Annotated in this window: 20 protein-coding genes, 1 pseudogene and 1 riboswitch; of the genes and pseudogenes, 11 read left to right on the forward strand and 10 right to left on the reverse strand. The window is 44.1% G+C overall.

Features of this window, described 5'->3' with window-relative positions; genetic code table 11:
- From VJY63_RS05535 to VJY63_RS05565, 7 genes and pseudogenes are all read right to left on the reverse strand, one after another.
- Window positions 1-240 (reverse strand): annotated as a pseudogene (locus VJY63_RS05535) (IS66 family transposase); the annotation flags it as partial.
- Window positions 241-742: 502 nt separating this feature from the next.
- On the reverse strand, window positions 743-2155 hold the full coding sequence (gene cysG, locus VJY63_RS05540) for a siroheme synthase CysG (protein ID WP_324049303.1): 1413 nt from the start codon (window positions 2153-2155) through the stop codon (window positions 743-745).
- A gap of 2 nt (window positions 2156-2157) precedes the next feature.
- The gene (locus tag VJY63_RS05545; protein WP_324048848.1) at window positions 2158-2940 is read right to left on the reverse strand and encodes a phosphoadenylyl-sulfate reductase; all 783 of its coding nucleotides are present in this window, start codon (window positions 2938-2940) and stop codon (window positions 2158-2160) included.
- Window positions 2927-3451, reverse strand: coding sequence for a DUF934 domain-containing protein (locus VJY63_RS05550; protein ID WP_324048850.1), 525 nt, complete (start codon window positions 3449-3451; stop codon window positions 2927-2929). The genes VJY63_RS05545 and VJY63_RS05550 overlap by 14 nt, the downstream gene beginning before the upstream one ends.
- 18 nt (window positions 3452-3469) lie before the next feature.
- A complete protein-coding gene (locus tag VJY63_RS05555; RefSeq protein ID WP_324048852.1) occupies window positions 3470-5134 on the reverse strand; it encodes a nitrite/sulfite reductase in 1665 nt (554 codons plus the stop codon).
- A 109-nt stretch (window positions 5135-5243) separates the two neighbouring features.
- Window positions 5244-7382 (reverse strand): bifunctional diguanylate cyclase/phosphodiesterase, encoded by a 2139-nt coding sequence (locus VJY63_RS05560; RefSeq protein ID WP_324048854.1) that lies wholly within the window; start codon window positions 7380-7382, stop codon window positions 5244-5246.
- Complete coding sequence (locus VJY63_RS05565; protein ID WP_324048856.1) at window positions 7379-8032, reverse strand: hypothetical protein; 654 nt, start codon at window positions 8030-8032, stop codon at window positions 7379-7381. Before VJY63_RS05565 ends, VJY63_RS05560 begins: the two co-directional genes overlap by 4 nt.
- 150 nt (window positions 8033-8182) lie before the next feature.
- Between VJY63_RS05565 and VJY63_RS05570 the strand changes: the two genes are divergently transcribed.
- Window positions 8183-8596, forward strand: a complete 414-nt coding sequence (locus VJY63_RS05570) for a YbaN family protein (protein ID WP_324048858.1) — start codon at window positions 8183-8185, stop codon at window positions 8594-8596.
- A 9-nt stretch (window positions 8597-8605) separates the two neighbouring features.
- Here the strand turns inward: VJY63_RS05570 and VJY63_RS05575 are convergent, their stop codons facing one another.
- On the reverse strand, window positions 8606-9163 hold the full coding sequence (locus tag VJY63_RS05575; protein WP_324048859.1) for a manganese efflux pump MntP family protein: 558 nt from the start codon (window positions 9161-9163) through the stop codon (window positions 8606-8608).
- Window positions 9164-9170: 7 nt separating this feature from the next.
- A riboswitch (yybP-ykoY riboswitch) is annotated at window positions 9171-9335 on the reverse strand.
- Window positions 9336-9526: 191 nt separating this feature from the next.
- Here VJY63_RS05575 and cysD point away from each other — a divergent pair.
- On the forward strand, window positions 9527-10444 hold the full coding sequence (cysD, locus tag VJY63_RS05580) for a sulfate adenylyltransferase subunit CysD (RefSeq protein ID WP_324048861.1): 918 nt from the start codon (window positions 9527-9529) through the stop codon (window positions 10442-10444).
- Window positions 10444-12243 carry a sulfate adenylyltransferase subunit CysN gene (gene cysN, locus VJY63_RS05585; protein ID WP_324048863.1) on the forward strand — a complete coding sequence of 600 codons (1800 nt, stop codon included), beginning with the start codon at window positions 10444-10446 and terminating at the stop codon, window positions 12241-12243. The genes cysD and cysN overlap by 1 nt, the downstream gene beginning before the upstream one ends.
- Here the strand turns inward: cysN and VJY63_RS05590 are convergent.
- Window positions 12240-14498, reverse strand: a complete 2259-nt coding sequence (locus VJY63_RS05590) for an arginine/lysine/ornithine decarboxylase (RefSeq protein ID WP_324048865.1) — start codon at window positions 14496-14498, stop codon at window positions 12240-12242. The two genes, cysN and VJY63_RS05590, sit on opposite strands and share 4 nt — an antisense overlap.
- 170 nt (window positions 14499-14668) lie before the next feature.
- On the opposite strand from VJY63_RS05590, the gene VJY63_RS05595 reads away from it, so the two are divergent.
- From VJY63_RS05595 to VJY63_RS05630, 8 genes are all read left to right on the forward strand, one after another.
- The gene (locus tag VJY63_RS05595; RefSeq protein WP_324048867.1) at window positions 14669-15097 is read left to right on the forward strand and encodes a hypothetical protein; all 429 of its coding nucleotides are present in this window, start codon (window positions 14669-14671) and stop codon (window positions 15095-15097) included.
- Between the two features lie 236 nt (window positions 15098-15333).
- Entirely contained in the window at window positions 15334-17091 is a 1758-nt protein-coding gene (ycaO, locus tag VJY63_RS05600) for a 30S ribosomal protein S12 methylthiotransferase accessory factor YcaO (protein ID WP_324048869.1), read from the forward strand.
- A 15-nt stretch (window positions 17092-17106) separates the two neighbouring features.
- Window positions 17107-17949: a class I SAM-dependent methyltransferase gene (locus VJY63_RS05605; protein ID WP_324048871.1), complete on the forward strand. Its 843-nt coding sequence runs from the start codon at window positions 17107-17109 to the stop codon at window positions 17947-17949.
- A gap of 92 nt (window positions 17950-18041) precedes the next feature.
- Complete coding sequence (locus tag VJY63_RS05610; RefSeq protein ID WP_324048872.1) at window positions 18042-18413, forward strand: hypothetical protein; 372 nt, start codon at window positions 18042-18044, stop codon at window positions 18411-18413.
- 94 nt (window positions 18414-18507) lie between these two features.
- Window positions 18508-18984: a copper chaperone PCu(A)C gene (locus VJY63_RS05615; protein WP_324048874.1), complete on the forward strand. Its 477-nt coding sequence runs from the start codon at window positions 18508-18510 to the stop codon at window positions 18982-18984.
- Window positions 18985-19039: 55 nt separating this feature from the next.
- Window positions 19040-19987 carry an MbnP family copper-binding protein gene (locus VJY63_RS05620; RefSeq protein ID WP_324048876.1) on the forward strand — a complete coding sequence of 316 codons (948 nt, stop codon included), beginning with the start codon at window positions 19040-19042 and terminating at the stop codon, window positions 19985-19987.
- A gap of 20 nt (window positions 19988-20007) precedes the next feature.
- Window positions 20008-21246 (forward strand): MbnH family di-heme enzyme, encoded by a 1239-nt coding sequence (locus VJY63_RS05625; RefSeq protein ID WP_324048878.1) that lies wholly within the window; start codon window positions 20008-20010, stop codon window positions 21244-21246.
- Window positions 21234-22475, forward strand: coding sequence for a hypothetical protein (locus VJY63_RS05630; RefSeq protein ID WP_324048880.1), 1242 nt, complete (start codon window positions 21234-21236; stop codon window positions 22473-22475). Before VJY63_RS05625 ends, VJY63_RS05630 begins: the two co-directional genes overlap by 13 nt.
- Before the next feature lie 32 nt (window positions 22476-22507).
- Here the strand turns inward: VJY63_RS05630 and gspN are convergent, their stop codons facing one another.
- Complete coding sequence (gspN, locus tag VJY63_RS05635) at window positions 22508-23305, reverse strand: type II secretion system protein N (RefSeq protein WP_324048881.1); 798 nt, start codon at window positions 23303-23305, stop codon at window positions 22508-22510.
- Window positions 23306-23317 lie beyond the last annotated feature (12 nt).

Genomic DNA, 23317 nt, shown 5'->3' on the forward strand with positions numbered 1-23317 from the left:
TTTTTCTAATGTGTCAGCGACAGCTATGCGGTCAAGAATGTGCTTGATGTAGGCTTGTGGATCGAGGTGATTTGCTTTGGCGGTTTCTATCAGTGAGTAACAAGCGGCGCTGGCTTCTGCGCCTTTACGAGTGTCGGCAAACAACCAGTTTTTACGGCCAATGGCGAAGGGTCGGATGGCATTTTCGGCCAAGGCGTTACTGATCTTAAGGTCGCCGCGCTCACAATAGCCCACCAAGTATTAATGGATTGGTTTGCACAACAGCCTATATTGGTTTTATTCAACCCAAAAAAGATGCTATTAATTTTGAACAACCAAATCTAAATAATGCACTAACCACAGATAAGCAAGAAATTAGGGCAATATTTTACAAGCCTGCTTTCTGGTTGTTAATGGTTGCACTAACGGCTTACGCTGGTGTCTTTACCGCTTTCACCTTTCACATGTATCCACTAATGCTTGAAAGTGACTTATCTACCAATAATGTGGTTTGGGCCATAGCAACCATAGGATCAGCTCAAGTAGCGGGTCGAATTTTAATCAGCCTCTTGGGTTCAGGAGTGTCTATGCACCGCATAGGAAGCTTAGTGGTTGCCGTATTTACCTTGGTATTTATTGTGTTAGCACTAGAGCCTAAAAGCATGTGGGTTATCGCGATGGTATGTATAGTTTATGGTGCAAGTAATGGCATTTTTACTATTGTACGAGGCTTGGTGGTACCAGAAATGCTTAGTCGCCGTGCCTATGGTGCAATTAATGGTTTATTAATCTTTCCTGTATTAAACCAAGCCAGCTTTTCATGCAGTGCCACCACTTCGCCGACAATAATAATCGCTGGTGCGGGTAATTGTGCAGTCGCTTGTTTAGCGACTATGTTATCTAAAGTGCCGGTTAAAACCCTTTGTTGGGGTGTGCTGCCTTGTGAAACCAAAGCGATAGGCGTACTGGCAGGTTTGCCCTTTTCTACTAGGCCAGCGACCAGAAGTTCTAAGGTGTGTAGCCCCATGTAAAACACCAAGGTTTGGTTAGGCGCTATCATTTCAGCAAAGTTTAAATCGCTGGTACGGTTTTTTAATTGTCCAGTAATAAGCTTGACCGATTGGGCATAATCTCGGTGCGTTAAGGGAATACCCGCATAGGCAGAACAGGCATTGGCGGCGGTAATTCCAGGAACGACTTGAAAAGGTACGCCAGCGGCTTTAAGTTCTTCTAGCTCTTCACCACCCCGACCGAACACAAAAGGATCACCGCCTTTTAAGCGCACCACTCGCTGCCCTGCTAAAGCTTTTTCAACTAATAAGCGGTTAATATCGGGCTGAGGCACGGCATGGTTATCACGCTTTTTACCGACATAAATCAGCTCGGCATCTCGGCGGCATAAATCTAACACTTCAGCCGACACCAGCCGATCGTAAAGCACCACATCGGCCTGCTGCATTAAGCGTAAAGCTTTAAAGGTTAATAGTTCTGGGTCGCCTGGCCCAGCGCCTACTAAATACACTTCGCCTACGGGCTGACTAGTATCACTGTTTTCCAACTGTTGCTGTAATAGCTTTTCTGCTTCTGGCATTTGGCCGTTAAAAACCCTTTCAGCAACGCTGCCTTGAAAAGCCGTTTCCCAAAATTTGCGCCTTTGGTTGATATCGCTAAAACGTGCTTTTACAGCATCACGAAAACGCGCCGCTAGCTGGCCTAAATCGCTGTAACGGGTGGGAATAATACTTTCTAACTTAGCTCTTAATAAACGTGCTAAAACCGGTGCTTTACCGCTGGAAGAAATACCAATCACTACGGGTGAACGGTCAACGATGGCAGGCACAATAAAGCTGCACAAAGCAGGGTTATCCACCACGTTAACGGGTAAATTTCTTGCTACACAATCAGCATGAACTTGCTGGTTAACAGCTTCATCATCGGTAGCCGCCACCACCAATACCACACCCTCCAGCTGGTCTTTATAGTAATCATTTGCTACTAACTTGCCTTGGCTAGCAGCTAATAATTCTTCTAGCTCTGGGTGCAATTCATGGCTTACCAGCTGTAACCTGGCGCCAGCTCTAATTAACAGCCGTGCTTTACGCAAGCCAACTTCGCCGCCACCAATCAATAATACTGGGCGGTTTTTTAAGTTAAAAAATAAGGGTAGGTATTCCATAGCTAGCTTTTTGCCGCCTGTAATTCTACAGCCGAATGCAAACCGCATTCACGGGTTTCAGGGTTTTCCCACCACCAGCGACCTGAACGTGGATCAGCATTGGGCTGAACAGCACGGGTGCAAGGCGCACAGCCAATGCTGGGGTAGTTGTTATCGTGCAGACTGTTGTAGGGCAGTTTTAATGCCTGAATAACCGCCCAAACTTCGGCTTCGCTCCAATCAAATAAAGGGCTAAGTTTTTGCAAGCCATTGCCAGCATCCCACTGGCTGTAATCTAGGGCTTCACGGGTTACCGACTGCTCTCGCCTTAAACCCGTAATCCAAGCCGTCTTACCTTTTAACGCACGGCGCAAAGGTTCTAATTTACGCACTTGGCAGCAGCTTTTACGCAGTTCTTGCGAGCGGTAAAAAGCATTCACGCCTTGTTCTGTTACCCAACCTTGCAACTGCACTGCTTCTGGGTAAAAAACTTTAATGTCTAACTGCGGCCATTTTTGCTGAACTTGGGCTAACAAGGTTAAGGTTTCTTCTGGCAAGCGCCCAGTATCCAACACAAACTGCTGAATAGCTGGCTGATTATCGGTGGTTAAATAATTACCAATTAAGCCAGTGAGCAAAGCATCTTCCGCTCCCAAGCTGTTAGCAAAAGTTAAGCCTTCACCATAGTCAGCAAGGGCTGTTTTTAAGCGTTCCAGCGTAGTCGCTAGCTTTTTTTCTAACTCAGGCGTTAAAGGTTGGCTAGGCTGTTCTTTTGGTGAAGTTAAAAAGTCTTCAAGCGATGCCATCTTCAGCCTCCAGTTTTTCTTTTTGCTGCTGAAGACTGGGCTGCTGATAGCTCACGCCTACTTCACTAAAAGCAGCTAAATCTTCTGCTTTAAAGCGCTCTTCTGGAATAACAAAAGCATCAAAACCACAGCTTTCTAAATGCGCTAAGCGGTCACGCGCCACTTCCCCCACCGCTCTTAATTCACCTTTAAAACCGGCACGGCGTAACAAGCGTGCTTGGCTAAAACCCCGACCATCACGAAAAACCAAAAACTCTATCGCAATTAAAGCTAGCTTATCTAAGTAAGGCAGCAATAATTCATGGTCTTGTTCCGTGGTTAAAGAAGCACCAAGTTTTTTAGCTTCACTTAATTGAAGCAAAGTTTTTGGTGCAACTTCGGCTAGCTTTTCTGCGGGTAAAACTAAGGCTTGGTTGTTTGCAGCTGTAACCTGTTCTGGCTGAAAATCTTCTGCGTCAATAAACTGCCAAGCATCTTCATTTTGAATTTGACGATTAATAATTAATGGCATTTTTTTCACTCCTAAAGCCTAATGATAAACAGCTTCTTTAAAGGGTTGAATACCCAGCCTATCCACCGCTTGAATAAAGCTTTCATCGGCTTGGCGCAGATCAAGGTAGGTTGCCAAAATAGTTTTAAGCGTGTCAGCAACAGCATCTGCTGGCACAGCTCTACCTAACACCTTACCTAAGCGGGCTTGTTCTGTAGCTGAGCCACCCAAAGTAATTTGGTACCAGTCTTCGCCTTTTTTATCGACCCCTAAAATACCAATATGACCAATATGGTGATGGGCGCAGGCATTAATACAGCCGGAGATATTCAGCTGAATATCACCTAAATCATAGAGGTAATCTAAATCATCAAAAGCTTGGTTAATCTGCTCATTAATATTCAGCGTTTTAGCATTCGCCAGCGCACAAAAGTCCCAGCCGGGGCAAACAATGCTATCGGTCAGGGTATTAATATTGGCTCTGGCTAAATTGGCAGCCACTAAGCCCTGCCAAACTGCTAATAAATCTTTTTCCTGCACATCGGTGAGTACTAGGTTTTGATCTTGCGTGGCACGAATTTCATTAAAACTATAGGCTTCGGCTAGGTCGGCTACCGCTTCCATTTGCTGATCGGTAATATCGCCAGGCGCACCCAATAAAGGTTTAAGCGAAATATGCACAATGCGATAACCCACCACTTTATGGGCTTGGGTATTGCGTTCATACCAAACTTTAAAGTCAGGGTGTTCAGCAAAAGCCGCTGCTAAATCTGCCGCCGTTTGCTTGGCTTGGGCAGGATTTTGTTCAACATAGGTAAAAGGCTTAAAATGGGTTTCAACTTGGCTAATTTTTTCAGGCGTTAAACGCAGCTCACCGCCTTTAAGGTGCTGCCATTCTTCTTCAACCAAATTCCGAAACTCATCAATGCCTAAAGCCGCCACTAAAATTTTAATCCGTGCTTTGTACTTATTATCACGGCGACCTTTTAGGTTATAAATACGCAGAATGGCTTCTAAATAAGAAAACAATTCATCTGCTTCTAGGTAGTCACGCACCACCTTACCAATAATCGGCGTACGACCTAAACCACCGCCCACCAAGACTTTAAAGCCCACTTCGCCAGCAGCGTTTTTTACCAGCTCTAAACCAATATCATGCACACGGCTAGCAGCCCTATCATTAGGACCGCCACTAACCGCAATTTTAAATTTACGGGGAAGGTAAGCAAATTCAGGATGCAAAGTTGACCACTGACGAATCAGTTCACACCAAGGGCGTGGGTCAGCCACTTCATCATCGGTAACACCTGCTAAAGGGTCAGTCGTGGTATTACGAATGCAGTTGCCAGAAGTTTGAATAGCGTGCATTTGCACCTTAGCCAGTTCCGCCAAAATATCCGGCACATCTTCTAACTTAGGCCAGTTAAATTGTATGTTGGTGCGGGTGGTAAAGTGACCATAACCTTTATCCCAAGTGCGGGCGATATACGCCAAAGCACGCAACTGGGGCGCAGAAAAAGTACCATAAGGAATCGCCACACGCAGCATAGGCGCTTGGCGTTGGATATAAAGACCGTTCATCAAACGCAGTGCCAAAAACTCTTCTTCAGGCAATTCACCGGCTAAATAACGGCGCGTCTGATCACGAAACTGCTCTACCCGCTCATCAACCAACTGCTGGTCAACCTGATTGTAGCTATACATCGCTTTCTCACACCTCAACAATTTTATTCATTAAGAACTTATTGCAAGCTAGAGTAGCGAGAATTTCTTATAACTTAAAATACTGAATAGTTGTTTGCTTATAACTTAACTAAGCTAGTAGTTTATTTAAGTTAACTTCTAGATCTTCTATTGGAAAGGGTCGGCCATAGAGGTAACCCTGATAAAAATTACAGCCATAATGTTGTAAAATTTGCTGCTGCTCCCATGTTTCAACTCCCTCAGCAATAACTTCCAACTCTAAAGCTTGGCCCATAGCAATAACAGTTTGCACTATGGCGGCGTCATTTTTATCAAAGGTAATATCACGAGTAAACGATTGATCGATTTTAAGTTGGTCTAAGGGAAGGCGCTTAAGATACTGTAAAGAAGAATAGCCCGTACCAAAGTCATCAATGGAAAAACGTATACCTAGCTGACGCAATTCCTCCATTTTTAAGATAGTGCTTTCAACTTCGTCTAACACCATGCTTTCTGTTAGCTCTAGCTTTAATAACTTAGGATTTGCTTGGGTTCTTTGCAAAGCATTTTTTACCTGCTCAACAAAGTCAGCTTGGCGAAATTGCCGCACGCTGACATTAACCGCCATGCTGAATTCAGGGTAAGTTGTTTTCCAAGCCTGCAGCTGATCACAAGCTGTTTCTAATACCCATTGACCTATTGATAAAATCAAATCTGAAGACTCAGCTAAGGGAATAAACTCTCCTGGAGAAACCATTCCGCGCTCTGGATGCTTCCAGCGTAATAAAACCTCTACACCTAAAGGTTGTTCATTGGCATTCATTTGTAACTGATAATAAAGCTGAAATTCTTGATTGTTTAATGCTTTGCGTAGATCGTTTTCTAACTGAAGTTTTTCTTGTTGCAAAGCTTGCACTTGGGCATCGTAATAACGCAGTAAACCACGTCCTGCTTTTTTGGCACGATACATGGCTGCTTCAGCTTCTTTAAGGGGTTCGTTTACGTTTTCTAAGCTGCTATCAAAAAAAGTAACCCCCATACTTGCGGTAAGAAAAAAAGTTTGTTCATCCTTTAATATAAATTCAACAAAGCTATTTTTAATTGCTTCACTTAGCTGCTGAACTTTTCTGGCTGCTTCATTTGTACTGCTCATACCTAGCAACAAAATAGCAAAAGCATTACTACCAATACGGCCAACAGTGTCGGCATCGGTGACTAAATTAGTTAAATGCGCACTGGTAGCTAGTAAAACTTGATCACCCACTTCGTAGCTTCTTACTTCATTAATCACTTTAAAATCATCAATATCTAAAACTATAAGGGCTGCTTGCTGCTCATTCCGCTTGCATTCCCCTAAGGCTTGGTGAATCCGCTCATTCACCAACCGACGATTAGGAAGCTGAGTTAATGCATCATAAAATGCCAGCTGAAATGCTTCTTCTTCCGCCACGCGCTGACGTTCAAGGGAGTGACGAAAATCTAACAACTTAGCTGCAATTCGCTTCATCTCACCACGGCCTGATTGCTGCAGGGCTTCTATACGCGGCAAAGGAGTACGGCTTGTTTGGCTACGAGACAAAAGGGCAAGCCCTTCAGCAATATCAATTAACCCACAGCTAGCACGGTAGGATAAAAATTGAGAAAAACCAAAGAGCAATATCAAGGCGGTAAAGCTAAATAAAAACAAACGATTTACCAATTGACCAAAGGTGTTTGCCTGCTCTTTATTGCGAAGTTTGGTTTGTTCAGCCAGTAAAAATTCAACCTTGCTAATGAATATTGAAAAATCCAGGTAGTGACGCTGAGCTTTTTGTAAAAAGGTATTGGCAACCTGAGGATCAACTGCCAGTACATCGGTGGACATAATGACAAAGCGTTTATATTCAGAGAAAGCGTTTTGTAAGCCCTTAGCACTGCCATGATTAGCATCAAGCACCAGTTGCGAGGCTGAAAGCTCATCAATAGCCTTGGCAGCACTGGCTAAATCATTAACAATACCGCTGTGCATACGGTAAAGCTGAAGTTCGCTGAGCTCTCCTGCCAAAGCACCATCTAAGGCTAAATTCATACGTTTTTGAATATTGCCCAGCTTGCGCGAAAACTCAGCCGCATTAGAAATAATACTAAGGTTTTGCTGCTGCTCTTGGGCTGCTTGGTCGTGCTGCTGTTCTAGCCTTTCTAGACTGGTATAAACCAAAGCAACAGCTGCTATAACAACCATTATTAGTGGCAGTAATAGCAAAAATTTAAAACTTTTCAGTGCTTTCATTCAAAATTCAGCTCTTTTAATAACTTAGGCCAATGACTAGGCTCGATACTGGCAAAGTAAGAAAAGCCTTGATCACCTAAGGGTTTAAAAAAAACGAGGGTGTTTTCAGGTGGTAGATAATCCATTAGTTCAGCAATATTGGGGCCATGAGCAACAACAACGCGGTTGTAACCTGGGTCTGCAACGGGTTTTGAAATCCATTCCAAGGTTCGCACTACAGCCGGTTGTTTCTCTAAATCTGGCATTGCCGCGGTGTAACGCAAATCTACATCTACTTCAATAGGCTCACCAAAGACTCGAAATGCACTTTCTTGCGCACGAAAAAAAGGGCTACTTATTACAACTTTGTAAGGTAGCTTTAGCTTAGTAACGTGTTTACCCACTTGGTCTAATAACTTTATTCCAGCGTCTGATAAAGGGCGCTGACTTTCAACATCGTCTAAATCAATAGGAATTAAGTCAGGAAAACGTGCATCCGTAAGCCCATGACGCATATAAATGACATAGCCGCCTTGTTTAAGCTGCTGAATGTGCTCTGCTGTTGCGGGAATCACCTGGAATGTTGAAGGAGCTGGAATACTTAAGTCTTCAGCTAGTAACCAAGGCGAAAAGCTTAAGATAATAAATAAAAACACTTTAAATCGAGTCATATTAGCCACTCCATAGACATTTTTTTTATTGAGCAGATTCACTATACCACTTGGCTTAGCAAGGTGTAATAGAGTGATTTGTCTATAATTCTGTTATTCTTATACCACTCTTAACAGCTTAGAAATATAAATTTACAAAGGTCAAAGCCTATGGCTTCTTCTTTACCTAAGCCCAAAGTTTTAACTAATCCTTTAATTAGGCGTATGGTTTTTATTTTTGGCTGGGTTAGTTTTGTTATGGGGGTTGTGGGTATTTTTTTACCCTTGCTGCCTACTACACCTTTCATACTTTTAGCGGCGGCTTGTTTTGCTCGTAGTTCACCTAAGTTTTATAGCTGGATAACGAGTCACCCGCGTTTTGGGCCTTCTATAGCCAATTATTTAGCAGGCAAAGGCTTACCACTTAAGGCCAAATTAATGGCCGTAACTCTATTGTGGATAAGTGTAGGAGTGACTTTGGTAATTGTTAGCCTTTTATGGGCCAAGCTAGCCATGCTTATTACAGCCCTAGCAGTGAGTGCTTATATATTACGTTTACCTACACTAGAGCTAGAAAAATCATAATTTAAAACTCTAAAAGTGGCCTGATAAAATCCAAACACCCACGCCTATCAGGGTAAAACCACCAAAAACTTCAGCCCTATTACCCAGCAAAGAACTCACCGCACCGCCGATCATAACGCCTAGCGTCACCATCAGTGTTGTGGCTAAACCTATTAAACCTGCCGCTATCCAAATATTCACCTTAATAAATGCCAAGCCGACTCCCACTGCCATTGCATCAATACTGGTGCCTAAAGCAGTTAAAGAAACTTTAAGAAAAGAGTGTTTAGCAGGCTTTTCTGCTACTTCTGAACTGGGTTTTACCCCTTCATAAATCATGTGTAAACCCAAAGCTACTAATAAAAAGAAGGCAATCCAATGTGCCCAAGCCTGTACATAAACTGCTGCTGATTTGCCCATTAACCAGCCAATTAAAGGTGTGATTGCTTCAATACTGCCAAAAATCAGCCCCATTCTTAGGGCTTCTGAAAATTGAGGTTTTTTTAGACTGGCACCTTTACCAATAGCAGCGGCAAAGGCATCTGTGGACATGGCAAAAGCCAAGAGAAGAAGTGCAATAGGGTTCATGCTAAAAACTCCGGTCGGGCAGGTTGAGTCCACGATCTATCCACACGCCCGACTAAAGGCATGAATAGATCAATGGTCTCGCCAACCGAGTGGTGTCCGTACCATGGCGTAAGGCCAGGTATGTTGATACGAACGCTTCTAAACAAAAGAAGCAGGCTACTCCCCAAAGAGGCCGCTACTTTAGCAATAGCTTAGAGCGACTACAAGTTTACCTTAAATGCGCCAATCCTTTATCACTTAACACCCCACCACTCTTATTCTTTAAAAGCATTAGAGAATACCTATTTATTCTTTTTAGTTGGACTCAGCAAGCGGCATACTCTCCTGCATTCTTCTTTTAAACTTTGTTAACAGGAATAAAAAATGCCTGCGCTTGCCGAATCACGGCTTACTCATTTACAGCAGCTAGAAGCTGAAAGCATTCACATTATTCGTGAAGTGGCGGCTAGTTTTGCCAACCCAGTGATGATGTATTCCATAGGGAAAGACTCGTCCGTTATGTTGCACCTAGCTCGTAAAGCTTTTTACCCTGGCACACCACCCTTCCCTTTGCTGCATATTGATACCACTTGGAAGTTTCAGGAGATGATTCGCTTTCGTGACCAAGCGGCTAAAGATGCGGGTATGGAATTGTTGGTACATACCAACCAGGAAGGCGTGGATATGGACATTAACCCAGCTATTCACGGTTCGGCTTTGCATACCGATTTAATGAAAACAGCTGGCTTAAAACAAGCCTTAGACAAGTATGGTTTTGATGCGGCTTTTGGTGGTGCTAGGCGTGATGAAGAAAAATCGCGTGCTAAAGAAAGAGTCTTTTCGTTTCGGGATAAAAACCACCGTTGGGACCCTAAAAACCAACGGCCAGAGCTGTGGAACCTTTACAACACCGAAGTAAAAAAAGGTGAAAGCATTCGTGTTTTCCCTCTTTCTAACTGGACAGAATTAGATATTTGGCAGTACATCTGGCTGGAAAAAATTCCGCTAGTGCCGCTGTATTTTTCTGCGCTGCGCCCTGTGGTTAAGCGGGATGGCGCTTGGATAATGGTTGACGATAAACGCCTACCCTTAGCAGAGGGCGAAGAACCACAACTTAAACAAGTACGCTTTAGAACTTTGGGTTGTTACCCACTAACAGGGGCGATTGAATCCACCGCTGCTACCCTGCCAGAAATTATTCAAGAAATGCTCTTAACCAGTACGTCTGAACGCCAGGGACGCATGATTGATAAAGATGCGCGTGGTTCGATGGAACAGAAAAAAATGGAGGGTTATTTCTAATGACTGCCAGTTATATTCAAGAACAAGGCGATTTAATTAGCGCCGACATTGAAGGTTATTTGTTACAGCAAGAAAATAAACAGCTCTTGCGTTTGCTAACCTGCGGCAATGTTGATGATGGTAAATCGACCCTGATTGGGCGCTTGCTTCACGACAGTAAAATGATTTATGAAGACCAGCTAGAAGCCATTCAAAAAGACAGTAAAACCCAAGGTACTACGGGTGATACGGTGGATTTAGCCTTATTGGTGGATGGCTTGCAGGCTGAGCGTGAACAAGGCATCACTATAGATGTTGCCTACCGTTATTTTTCAACCGCCAAGCGTAAATTTATAATTGCCGACACGCCAGGTCACGAACAATACACCCGTAATATGGTGACGGGCGCTTCTAATTCCGATGTTGCCTTGGTGTTGATCGATGCACGTAAAGGCATGCAGGTACAGACCTTTCGCCACAGTTTTTTAGTGTCACTTTTGGGGCTAAACCACTTAATAGTAGTAGTGAACAAGATGGATTTGGTCGATTTTAGCCAAGCAAGATTTAATCAAATTCGTGAAGATTACCTAGCCTTTGCCCAATCTTTAACAGCCAGCACGCAACTAAAATTGCCTGAGCTGCATTTTATTCCCTTGTCGGCTTTGCAAGGTGACAATGTGGTCAATGCCAGCCCCTCTTTAGCTTGGTATCAGGGTTTGCCTTTAATGGCGCTATTAGAAAGCCTTGATGTACAACCGCCTATTGCAGCACAAATGCTGCGTTTTCCCGTGCAATATGTGAACCGTCCTAACCTTAATTTTCGGGGTTATTGCGGTACATTAGCCGCCGGTAAGCTTAGCGTTGGTGATGCCATTAAAGCCTTGCCATCGGGCGCAACCAGTCGGGTTAAATCGCTAATAACCGCCAATAAAACGCTAACCGCTGAAAATGAACTGCAACACGCCTACCCGCAAATGGCGATTACCGTTACTTTAGAAGATGAAATTGATATTTCGCGTGGTGATATTTTAGTCGCTGCGGATGATACTTCGGTTGTAACTGACAGAATTAGCGCAGAAATAGTGTGGATGGCAGAACAGCCTTCAATACAGGGCAAAACCTATCGGCTTAAAACCGCCAGTCGCTTGGTGAATGCGCGGATGGTTGCCATTCACTACACCACGCAAGTAAACACCTTAGAACGCCAACCCGCAGCAGAACTTAAACTGAATGAAATTGCCCGTGTTGAATTGCAGTTAGAGCAACCCATTTTAGCTGATGATTATTTAACTAATCGCACTACCGGCAGTTTTATTCTGATTGACCGGCATGAACAAGGCACAGTCGCCGCCGGTATGATTCAAGCCAGTCATCAGGAAGCGCCGTCAGAAACAGCAAAAACAATAGAACTCACCCCTGTTACTTCCAGTGAAAGAGCCGCAAGGTTAGGGCAAATTCCTGCAAAAATAACACTGCAAGGTGGAAGTAAAGCCCAGCGCCAGCAATTAGCTGTTCAGCTAGAACGCTTAGTGTTTAACGCCGGACGTTTAAGCCTAGTAATCGATGAAGACGAACTAGCAGACGGATTGGCAGCAGAACAAGCTCAGTTAGAAGCTTGGCTACTGACTAAAGGTTTGTTGCTGATTACATCACAGGCAAGCCAACAGCAAAATTCATTTGATAACAAAACAATGAGTGCCGTAATTCAAAGCACCGAACTTAGTAAACCAAATCAAGACCAAGAGATTGCCCTACTGGAAAATGAAAACACACCAGCAGAGCAATTATTGGCAAAACTAAGGGAGTTAAAAATTATTTAAACCAACACATCCACGTAATAGCCTTCTACGCCATCGACTTCCTCATGCGTTAAACCATGCACATCGGTTTCAAAGCCGGGGAAGCGTTGGTTAAAGTCCCGCACAAACTTTAAGTAGCCAACAATGGTGGCATTAAAGCGTTCGCCGGGGATCAGTAATGGAATACCTGGAGGATAAGGCGTTACCAGCATGGCGGTTATACGCCCTTCTAATTCATCAATCGGGCAGCGCTCCACTTGGCGGTGCGCCATTTTTGCCCAAGCATCGGCAGGTAACATGGCGGGTTCAATTTTGGATAAATACATATCGGTAGTAATGCGTGCCAGATTATATTCCTTATAAACCGCATGAATGGCATTACATAAATCACGTAAACCTGTACGCTCATACCTTGGGAAGCGCTTAGCAAATTCTGGCATAACACGCCATAAAGGTTGGTTACGATCATAATCATCTTTAAACTGCTGCAACTCCGTTACCATAGAGTTCCAACGGCCTTTGGTAATGCCGATGGTAAACATAATAAAGAAGGAATAGAGCCCTGTTTTTTCAATAATAATGCCGTGTTCCGCTAAGTATTTACTAACAATAGAAGCCGGAATGCCTTGCTCATCAAAATTACCATCAACGTCTAATCCAGGGGTAATAATGGTCGCTTTAATGGGGTCGAGCATATTAAAGCCGGTTTCTATCTCACCAAAGCCATGCCAAGTATCACCTGAATGAATCACCCAAGTATCACGCTCACCAATGCCTTCTTCTTCAGTAAGCTTGTCTGGGCCCCAAACTTTAAACCACCAATCATCATCACCAAACTCATCATCAACCTTACGCATCGCACGACGAAAGTTAATGGCTTCAAGAATGGATTCTTCTACCAAAGCATGACCACCCGGTTCTTCCATCATCGCAGCAGCAACGTCACAAGAGGCAATAATGGCGTATTGCGGGCTAGTTGAAGAGTGCATTAGGTAGGATTCATTAAAACGGTAGCGGTCTAACTTACGGTTTTTACTGTCTTGCACCAAAATTTGTGAAGCCTGTGACAGGCCCGCTAGTAGCTTATGCGTAGATTGCGTTGAAAACACTAGCGTTTCTTCTGACCGTTCACGCTCACCACCACCAATAGCGTGCATATCTTTATAGAATTCGTGGAAAGCCGCATGAGGCAACCAAGCTTCATCAAAGTGCAAGGTATCAATGGTATTACCTAAAATTTGCTTAATTTCTTCCACGTTATACACAATACCGTCATAAGTTGACTGGGTAATGGTTAAAATACGTGGCTTTTTATTCACTGCATTACGCGCAAAAGGGTTGTCGGCAATTTTTTGCTGAATGGTTTCAGGCAAAAATTCACTTTTAGGAATCGGGCCAATAATGCCATAGTGGTTACGGGTCGGCATTAAAAAGACGGGAATTGCGCCCGTCATAATAATCGAGTGCAAAATCGACTTATGGCAGTTACGGTCAACCACAACTATATCGCCGGGGGCAACGGTGGAATGCCAAACTACTTTATTAGAAGTTGATGTACCGTTAGTTACGAAGAACAAATGATCGGCACCAAAAATACGCGCCGCATTTTGTTCACTAGCCGCCACTGGGCCAGTATGATCTAACAGCTGACCTAGCTCATCGACCGAATTACACACATCGGCACGTAGCATATTCTCACCAAAAAATTGGTGGAACATTTGCCCTACAGGGCTTTTTAAGAAGGCAACGCCGCCTGAATGACCGGGGCAGTGCCAAGAATAGGAAGAATCGCTGGCGTAATCCATTAAGGCAGAAAAAAACGGCGGTGCTAAAGCATCTAAATATTTTTTAGCTTCACGAATAATATGGCGAGCAACAAACTCGGGTGTATCTTCAAACATATGAATAAAGCCGTGCAACTCACGCAAAATAGCATTAGGAATGTGGCGTGATGTACGCGTTTCACCATAAAGGAAGATAGGAATATCACTGTTACGTTTCCGCACTTCTGTTATAAAACTGCTGATTACTTCTAAAGCTCGGTTAGCACCTTCTTCTGTGCCTTCACCTATTTCTTCATCGTCTAAAGAAACAATAAAACAAGATGCACGGCTAGCTTGTTGGGCAAAAGCAGTTAAATCGCCATAGCTGGTGTAGCCTACAACTTCCATACCTTCTTTGCCAATGGCTTCAGCAAGGTCACGAATACCAGAACCAGAGATATTTTCAGAACGAAAATCTTCATCAACAACAACAACAGGAAAGCGAAATTTCATCAGTTTTTGACCCACCACAAGTGAATAAAATACAAAGGAGTCTAGCTTACCCCTAATTTCAGGTAAAGAAATAGCCTGTGACCTTAAAAAGCCAAAAACAAGCTTGTAGTATTACTACTTAATGCTTTATACTTTCGTATAGTTAGCAAGTGCAGCATTTGGAGAAAGTTATGATTATGTTAGATGCAAAACAGTTAGAAAACCTTTTGGTTAGCAAACAACACTTAGAACAGCGTTTAGCGCTTAGTATGTCGGCTCGACCAGAAACGTGGCATTACATCTATAATAATAATCCAACACTGGCTTTTACGCTTGCTCAAAACCCTAATTTACCACAAGAACTTGCGGATGAATTGGCAGGTCATCCAGATCCACGGGTCAGGTTAATGGTTGCGCGTCACGGTCAGCCAAGCTTTTATGCATTAAAGCAGCTGAGTGAAGATAGCGAAGCCGCCATTAGACTGGCTATTGCCAAACGCCAAGATTTAGATGGACAACTGCAAGACTGTTTATATGAAGACAGTGATGCAGGTGTGCAATTAGCCGCTTACCTTTATCAGCAACCGCAGCAACACTTTGCCAAAGCCAGCGGCTGGTAAAACAGCGTAAACGGTAAAAACTTTAACGAACTCAACGTCGATTGATTAGGTGCGACTTTTTGCACCGAAGGGTAGCTTCTTAGCTACCCTTTTTTTATGCTTTTTTTATATTTTATGATTTTATTAATGGATTAGTCTGTCAATACTTAATAAAACTAAAAGCCAGTAAGACTTGTGGTAAGCCTAGGTACAGCCTGCTATTCTGCGATCCATTATTTCATTAATAGGCTTTAAAAATGACCAGCACTTCAACAGCAGCAACCTTTATTCTAGGCAAAGATGCGCCACTTGAAAGCACCATTGCACGCCTTGAAGCTCAATTAAAAAAACTGGGCTTTAATGTAGCGCCAAAATCTTGGTTAAACCCCGTACCACACGTTTGGTCGGTTCATTTACAAGACCTCGATTGCCCACAATTATTTACCAATGGTAAAGGTGCAACTAAAGAAGCGGCACTGGCTTCGGCTTTAGGTGAGTTCTTTGAGCGTTTAAGCTGCAACTACTTCTGGGCAGATTTTTGGCTAGGTCCTAAAATTGCTCAGGGTGAGTTTGTCCACTACCCGCAAGAACGCTGGTTTGCTGCTGATACTGAAAAACTTCCTACAGATTTATTAGATGAACACTGCCTCGCTATTTATCAGCGTGAAGAAGCCCTAGAGCCTGCACGTATGGTAGATATTAATTCAGGCGCTATTAACCGTGGTATTTGTGCGCTGCCCTTTGTACGCCAAAGCGATCAAAATACCGTATGGTTTCCAATTAACCTTGTGGGCAATTTATTTGTTTCTAATGGTATGGCAGCCGGTAACAATGCTTATGAAGCTTACACTCAAGCTTTATCTGAAATTTTTGAACGTGCCATTAAAACCCGTATTCTTACCGAAGGTATGTGCCCTCCGCTTATTCCTAAAGAGGTTCTAGCCCGTTACCCTAAAGTAGTTACCGCGATAGAAGCCTTAGAAGCAGCCGGCTTTCATGTGCAAGCCAGAGATGCTTCTATGGGCGGACGCTTCCCAGTCATCAACGTTACCCTGCTTAATCCTAACGATGGCGGTTGTTTTGCTTCTTTTGGTGCTCACCCTTTATTTGAAGTGGCGCTTGAACGCACCGTTACTGAATTACTACAAGGCCGTGCCTTAGACCAGCTCGATGTATTCCCTGAACCCACCTTAGACTTGTATCAGGTAAGCGAGCCACACAACCTAGAAACTCACTTTACCGATTCCAGCGGTTTGGTGGGCTGGCATTTAATTGGCGACCGTTTTGACTTCCCCTTCACCGACTGGAATTTCCCTGGTACCAGTGAAGAGCAGTTTGAAGCGCTACTAGGTCAGTTACACGATGAAGGCCGCGAAGTTTATATTATGGATTACCAGCATCTTGGTGTAGATGTTTGCCGTATTCTAGTGCCAGGTTTTTCAGAAATTTACCCAGCCGATGACTTATTGTGGGATAACAACAACCAAGGTATTGAACTGCGCGATGCGCTTTTAGAATTGCCTGAACTGGATAGACCCGACCTAGATGAAGTTGCCGAACTCATTAACGAATCCGGCTTTAGTCAGCAGCACCCAGTAGCAGCTTTAATTGGTTTAGTCCCTGGTGGTTCAACCTTCTGGAAAGAACTCCGTGTGGGCGAATTACGTGCCATGCTTTGCTTAGCTTTGGGCGAACAAGAAGAAGCGTTAGACTTAATCGAAGGCCTACTTTTATTTGGTCACTTACATGAAAACCGCACAGCTCACTATCGCTGCATAAAAGCCTTATTAGAAATCACCTTAGCTGGCCATTTAATTGACCAATACCGCACCGCACTTAACCTTTATTTTGGTGCTGAACAAGTTGAAGCCGGTGAGCGTTTAATTAATGGTGAAGATACCTTCCAAGGTTTTGCACCTGCACCCGGGTTAGACGGACTAGAAGCCCACGAAAAGCTAATTGAAGCCTATTTAAAAGTACAAAAAGCTAAAAAAGAGCATTTATCTGAAGCTTAACTAAGAGCCTTAACCATGAATTCAACACACCAAGACTTGTTAACTAGCCACTATGCGGATGAACACCTAACCACCCGTTTAAGAGAAGCGATTATTGCCGAAGGCTTAGACCCAGAAAAACTAACCCTAGACGATATAGCGGCAATAGATCAGCTGCACGTTGGCGGCCGGCGCTCTAGTCGGCAGCTAGCCGAACAAGCTGGCTTTTTACCGGGTCAAAAGGTGTTGGATTTAGGTTGCGGAACAGGTGGCAGTAGCCGCCTGTTGGTCGATGAGCACGGCTTGCAAGTAATTGGTGTAGACATTACCCAACCTTTTGTCGATGTTGCCCAGTGGTTAACCCAAGCCACCGGCTTAACCGCTCGTACCCAGTTTGTATGCGGCGATGCTCAAAACCTACCTTTAGAAGATGCAAGCTTTGATGCCGTTTGGAGCCAACACACTCTAATGAACTTGCCTGATCTAGCCAAAGGCTTGGCAGAGGCTAATCGGGTACTGAAACCTAATGGCAGCTTACTGTTACATGAAGTTTTACAGGGCGACAACTTAGAACCTTTAGCCTTTCCGGTGCCTTGGGCCGATAACGCCAGCACCAGCCATTTACAAAGCCTTAGCCAGCTAGAAGAACAACTCACCGCAGCCGGTTTTGTGAAGATTAAGCAGCAAGAAGTCACTGAACAGGCGTTAAACTGGCGACAAAAACACACCGACAAAGAAGCCAGAGGCCAAACTGGCATTTTAACGCCTCAACTTATTTTTGGACCCCGCTTTTTACACATGGGTAAAAACCTTATGGCGAATTTAGCCGCTGGTAAAGTACGTTTAATAGAAGGAATTTGGCAGAAGGCTAGCAAATAATTTTTTGCTGGCCTATATTGCTGCTGCTAGTTTAAAATTCAGCTCATTTAATTAAAACTAGTCTTGTTAAAATATTGTTACATAGGGATATTGTGAAGCTTAACCGCAATCTGAATACTTGGCTGTTGTTACTTGCGCTAGCCGTTATGGTTAGCCGAGTGCTTACGCCTTTTTCAGTGCCGCCAATAGTGGTTCACGACAACGGTTTTATTGAAGTTTGCTCTACGCAAGGTGGCTTTGAAAGAATTCTACTGGATGCCGAGGGAAATCAGGTTGAATCTAAACAGCCGCTTTCCCATTGTCCACAGTGTGCTGCTGGTACTGTAATCGGTCTGCCAGAACGCCCCTTTATTGTTGAGCAACACCTAACCGTCCACCAACCCTCTTTAAGCACTATTACCCTGCTTACTCACTCCCCTTATACCGCTTTACCCCCACCGACTCGCGCTCCGCCCTTAGCTTAGTTTTTAGCCAGCTAACTTTTACTTTTTTATCGACTTAACGCAGAGCCTACTTTTGCACTGCAAACTTGTCACTTTTTTAAATGAGATAAACAACATGATTCGTCATTTAGTATTTGCTTGCCTGATTTTTATGGCAGGGCAAGCTTACGCGCATGATTTTCGTTTAGCCGATCTGCGCTTGGTACACCCTTTTGCTACACCAACACCACCGACAGCACAGGTTGGTATTGCCTATGTTGATATTTCCAACCAAGGCAACACAGCGGCTCGCTTAATCAGTGCGCGTTCACATATTGCAGAAGTTGTAGAGCTGCACACCATGACGATGAATGAAGGTGTGATGAAAATGCGCCAAGTACAACAGATTGAAATTGCCGCGAATGACACCTTAAAAATGCGCTCGGGTGGTGGTTATCACTTAATGCTGATCGGTCTGAAACAGCCATTAAAAGCCGGTGAACAATTTCCGCTTTGGCTAACGTTCGAGAAGCAAGGTGAAATTCGTATAGACGTTTGGGTCGAAACAGCCCAAGACGGTGGTGCCGCTGCTGATGCACATCACCATCATTAATTCATTTGTACTGATAAAAACTTTTTGTACTTAATAAAAATTCAAGGATTCTACAATGAAAAACTTCAAATCAATGGCTTCTTTTTCACTGACTTTATTGGCATCCGCTGTCTTTTTGACAGGTTGCTTAGACTCCAGCAGCGACTCAAATGCTGACACAGAGACCCGTAACTTAGACCTAAGTTTTTTAGCCGTTAATTCAACCAGTGGAAATGCCGATATCAGTGCCGATGTATGCGGCGCTAATTTCAGCAAAGTCGGTACTGCTGCGGTTAATTTAACCGTTGCTGATATGGCATTTTACCTTCATGACCTACAGCTAGTAACCAAAGATGGGCAAACGGTGCCAGTGGCGTTAAACACTACGCAATGGCAAGAAGAAGGCGTTGCACTGGTTGACTTCCAAAATAAAGATAATCGCTGTACTGGTAATGCCAAACCTACCAACACCCAAGTATTAGGTGAATTTGAACATAGCGAAGGAACCGCCTATGACTCAGTGCGCTTTACCGTTGGTTTACCTTCGACGTTAAACCACGCTTTACCACGTCCTACAACGGGTATTTTGGCACGAACAGACTTGCAATGGGGTTGGGCTTCAGGCTACAAGTTTTTGCGAATGGATACTTACCCAGCAGGCGGTATTGCAAATCACAATGGCACAACAGCCAATGCTTGGGCAGTGCACCTAGGTTCGACAAGTTGCAATACTGAAAAAGATGCGGCGGGTAACTGGGTAACGGGTACAACCAAGTGTGACAACCCCTACCTAATGCAAGTTGAGCTAAACGGTTTTGATATTGATCGTCCTGATATTTGGGTTGATTTGGCTGCAATACTTGCGGGTTCAGATATGACTCAAAATACAGGCGGCGCTGTTGGCTGTATGTCTTTTGATGGCTCGCCTGAATGTGGCCCTATTTTTTCTCGCTTAGGTTTAGCCTATAACGGAATTGAAGGGCATCAAGCTGAAGCGCAGCAATTGTTTCGTTTAGCGGAATAAATTAGCTCAAGGAGTCACCGATGTTTAGTAGTTTATCGAGACGCCTTGCCCTGCTGGCCGTAATGGCCAGCTTGGGATTGGTAGGATGCCTAGATTCAAGCGAGACAAAGATAGACGACCAAGGCACTAGCAATAGCCAATTTAACTGGGTATTACCCGCTTATGTACCTAGGCCTGTCGAGCCTGACTTTAACCCCATGACCGAAGATAAGTTTCAGCTAGGTCGCCACTTATTTTATGATGAACGTCTTTCTGCTGGTGGTAATATCAGTTGTGCTAGCTGTCACCATCAAGATAAAGCTTTTGCCGATGGGCGCGTGGTGCCGATAGGTACGCATGGTGAAAGCCATCGTCGTAACGCACAGGCTTTAGTTAATCCAGCTTGGTTTGCCACTTTAAACTGGGGAAACCCTGTTACGGATACTTTGGAGCGGCAAATAGAAGGTCCTTTGTTTGGCGATGATCCACATGAGCATGGGATTAATGATACAAATCGTGAAGCAATCCTTGCCGATCTACTGGCTGATCCTACCTACACTGCATTATTTTCCGCCGCTTTTCCTAATGAATCAGCTGAGTGGAATTACAACCATATTATTTTTGCTTTAGCCAGTTTTACACGCGGTATGGTTTCTTATTCTTCGCCCTACGATACTTATTTAGCAGAGAATAACATTCAAGCCATTTCCGTCTCAGCAAGGCGCGGTATGGATTTATTCAATAGTGAACGCTTGGAATGCTTCCATTGTCATGGCGGTTATAACTTTAGTAATTCAGTCATGGATAGGTCTCGTAATTTTCCAGAGCGAAACTTTCATAATACCGGCTTGTATAACTTGGCTGGCTCGGGTAACTACCCTGTCGGGAATACCGGCATCCATGATTTGACTGGCGATATCCGACACATGGGGCAGTTTCGCACCCCAACATTGCGTAATATTGCCTTAACCGCACCTTATTCCCACGATGGTAGCCATGCCACGTTAAAAGAAATAATTGCAACCTATGCTGCCGGCGGCAGACATATCACTTCAGGCGTTTATGTTGGCGACGGGCGACTTAACCCTAATAAAGACGGGTTTATTGCTGGCTTTAGTTTAAATGCCCAAGAAGAAAAAGACTTAATTGCTTTTCTGTGCAGCCTCACCGATGAAGCTTTTACCACCAATCCACGCTTGAGTAACCCCTGGCCTGATGAAAATGGTAATCCTCGTCCTGCACCCATTAATCCAGGAGTTCCCAAACAATGCCTGCAATAAAAAACAATCCAAAACTTTGGCTTTGGTTGCTAACCACTGCATTGCTATTAACCACATCAACCCATTTACTAGCCCATGCTCAACCCACCACTTTAGGGTTAAGTGCAGATTTAAGCCTTGCCGCTAGCTGGCGTAGCGATAACCAGCAATCCAATCAAGCCATTGCTGATGAAGAGGTTTGGCAAATACCAGGCGTTCTTATGGGTGGGCATGCTAGTAACTATGAAAAACACACCAGCCTAGATGAGCTTTCACTCGCTATGCATTATCTAACCGATAAGAATAGTTATGCTAGCCTTAAAATTGGTAGCCACGGCGGTACTGAAATCAGTTTAGAAAATGCGCTCTTTGGCCAAGCATTCAACGTCTCAAATCAGCCAGCTCGCATTGAAGCAGGCTTGATGACTGCTTTCTTTTCGCCCAGTAATCACGAGCATCCATCAACCACGCTGTTTAGTTTGCCTAGTCTTGGCTATACCGCATTATTGGGCGGTCACGTTCAAGATACCGGCATTCGTGCCGCTTTTGGTCAAGAAGCGCGAGGGTTTAGTTTAGGTATAGAAGCCAACAAGGGCAGCAGTTACCCTGCCAGTAATAGCGGTGGTCTTTATACCGCTTATTTACGCCATGCTTACCAAGGGTTTTATTTAGATTGGCAACTGCAAGGCTGGTATCTGGACGCTGAGGCAAAAAACCGTAAGGATGACCGCAGTGCTGGCGGCCACAGCCATAGTGTTAGCACTAATGCGACTGGATTTACGGGTTCTTATAAGGGTGATACTCAAGCAGCAGGCTTATTTAGTGAACTGCAATGGAACTTAGGACACCGCAAAGCGCTAAAACTTCGCAGCGAATACTTGCAGGTTAATGCCGAAGGTTTAGTAGAAGATGAATCGGGCAATCGACAGCTTAACTTAGACGGCGAATACCAAAGCTTGTCACTAGAACCCAGCCTGCTGCTAGGGTTGCATACCTTTGGCTTACGTTATGAACGCCTCTCGCTAAAAAACACCTTAACCGGTGCAGCAGCCAGCCAACTGGGTGCAGAAGCTAATTTAATTAACGATGGGCACGAGCCACAGCGCTTTAGTGCTGCATGGAAATGGCAATACACACCTAATTTAGCTTTACGGCTTGAATGGGTAAACGATCAGACCTTATCTGACCATCAGCCCAAAATAGTCACCCTAGGTGCTACTTGGAAGCAAGCCATTACATTAAATAACTAACAAGCCACTTCACGTTAAAGGCGAAAAAACCGTTACCATCGACCTGAGCCTTTTGCTTGAAAATTCCCCTGGTTATCCCTGCGCCAGCCTAGCATTTGCAGTGCTGGTTGCAGTTTAGCTTGCTCTTCTAATTGAGCTTGGGCGGTAAAATTCCAGCGGTGGGTTTTGGCTTTGGCTTGCCCTTCAAGGTTTATTTGATGCTCACCGGCTTGCTCAGCAGTTAATTTCCAGTCTAATGTTTGGCTGTCTGGGCAGCTGGGTTGTAGAAAAATCTGCCCTAAACTTAGCGGCATGGGTTGTAAAACGGCTAAATCGCCTTGCCAACTGCCGGTTAAAGCATGGCAGTTTAAGTTTTCTCTTTGCAGTTTTGCTTGTAAATTAAGCTCACCGGCTAATTCACCTTTTAAAGCCCAAGGAAAACCATTACTTTTTAATAAGGCTAAATCACCGGCTTTTAAATTAGCAGTTAAACTATCCCAAGGTAATAAACTGGCTTGCAAGCGCCAAGGTTGCTCTTCATCACTACCGACTTGTAAATAAATAACTGGGTTGGCAAGAGTTAACCGCCACATAGAAAGATCCCAGCTAACATCTTCTAGGCTAATAAAGGGCAAGTCTAAACGCTGGGCGCTGCCTTTCGATAAGTTGCCCTGAACATTTTGCCAAGTAACCTGTTGGGTACTTTGTGCAACCTGCTGCCCAAACAACCCTTGCTGCGCTTGAAATAACAACCATTCCACCGGCGTTTTAGCAATAAAAGTCACCAAAAATACCCAGCTAAATAGCAACAGCAAGAGTATCCCCAACAACAGTCGGCCTAGTTTATTCATTAAAAAACCACC

This window comes from Marinospirillum sp., from assembly GCF_035271045.1.
Taxonomy (GTDB): domain Bacteria; phylum Pseudomonadota; class Gammaproteobacteria; order Pseudomonadales; family Halomonadaceae; genus Marinospirillum.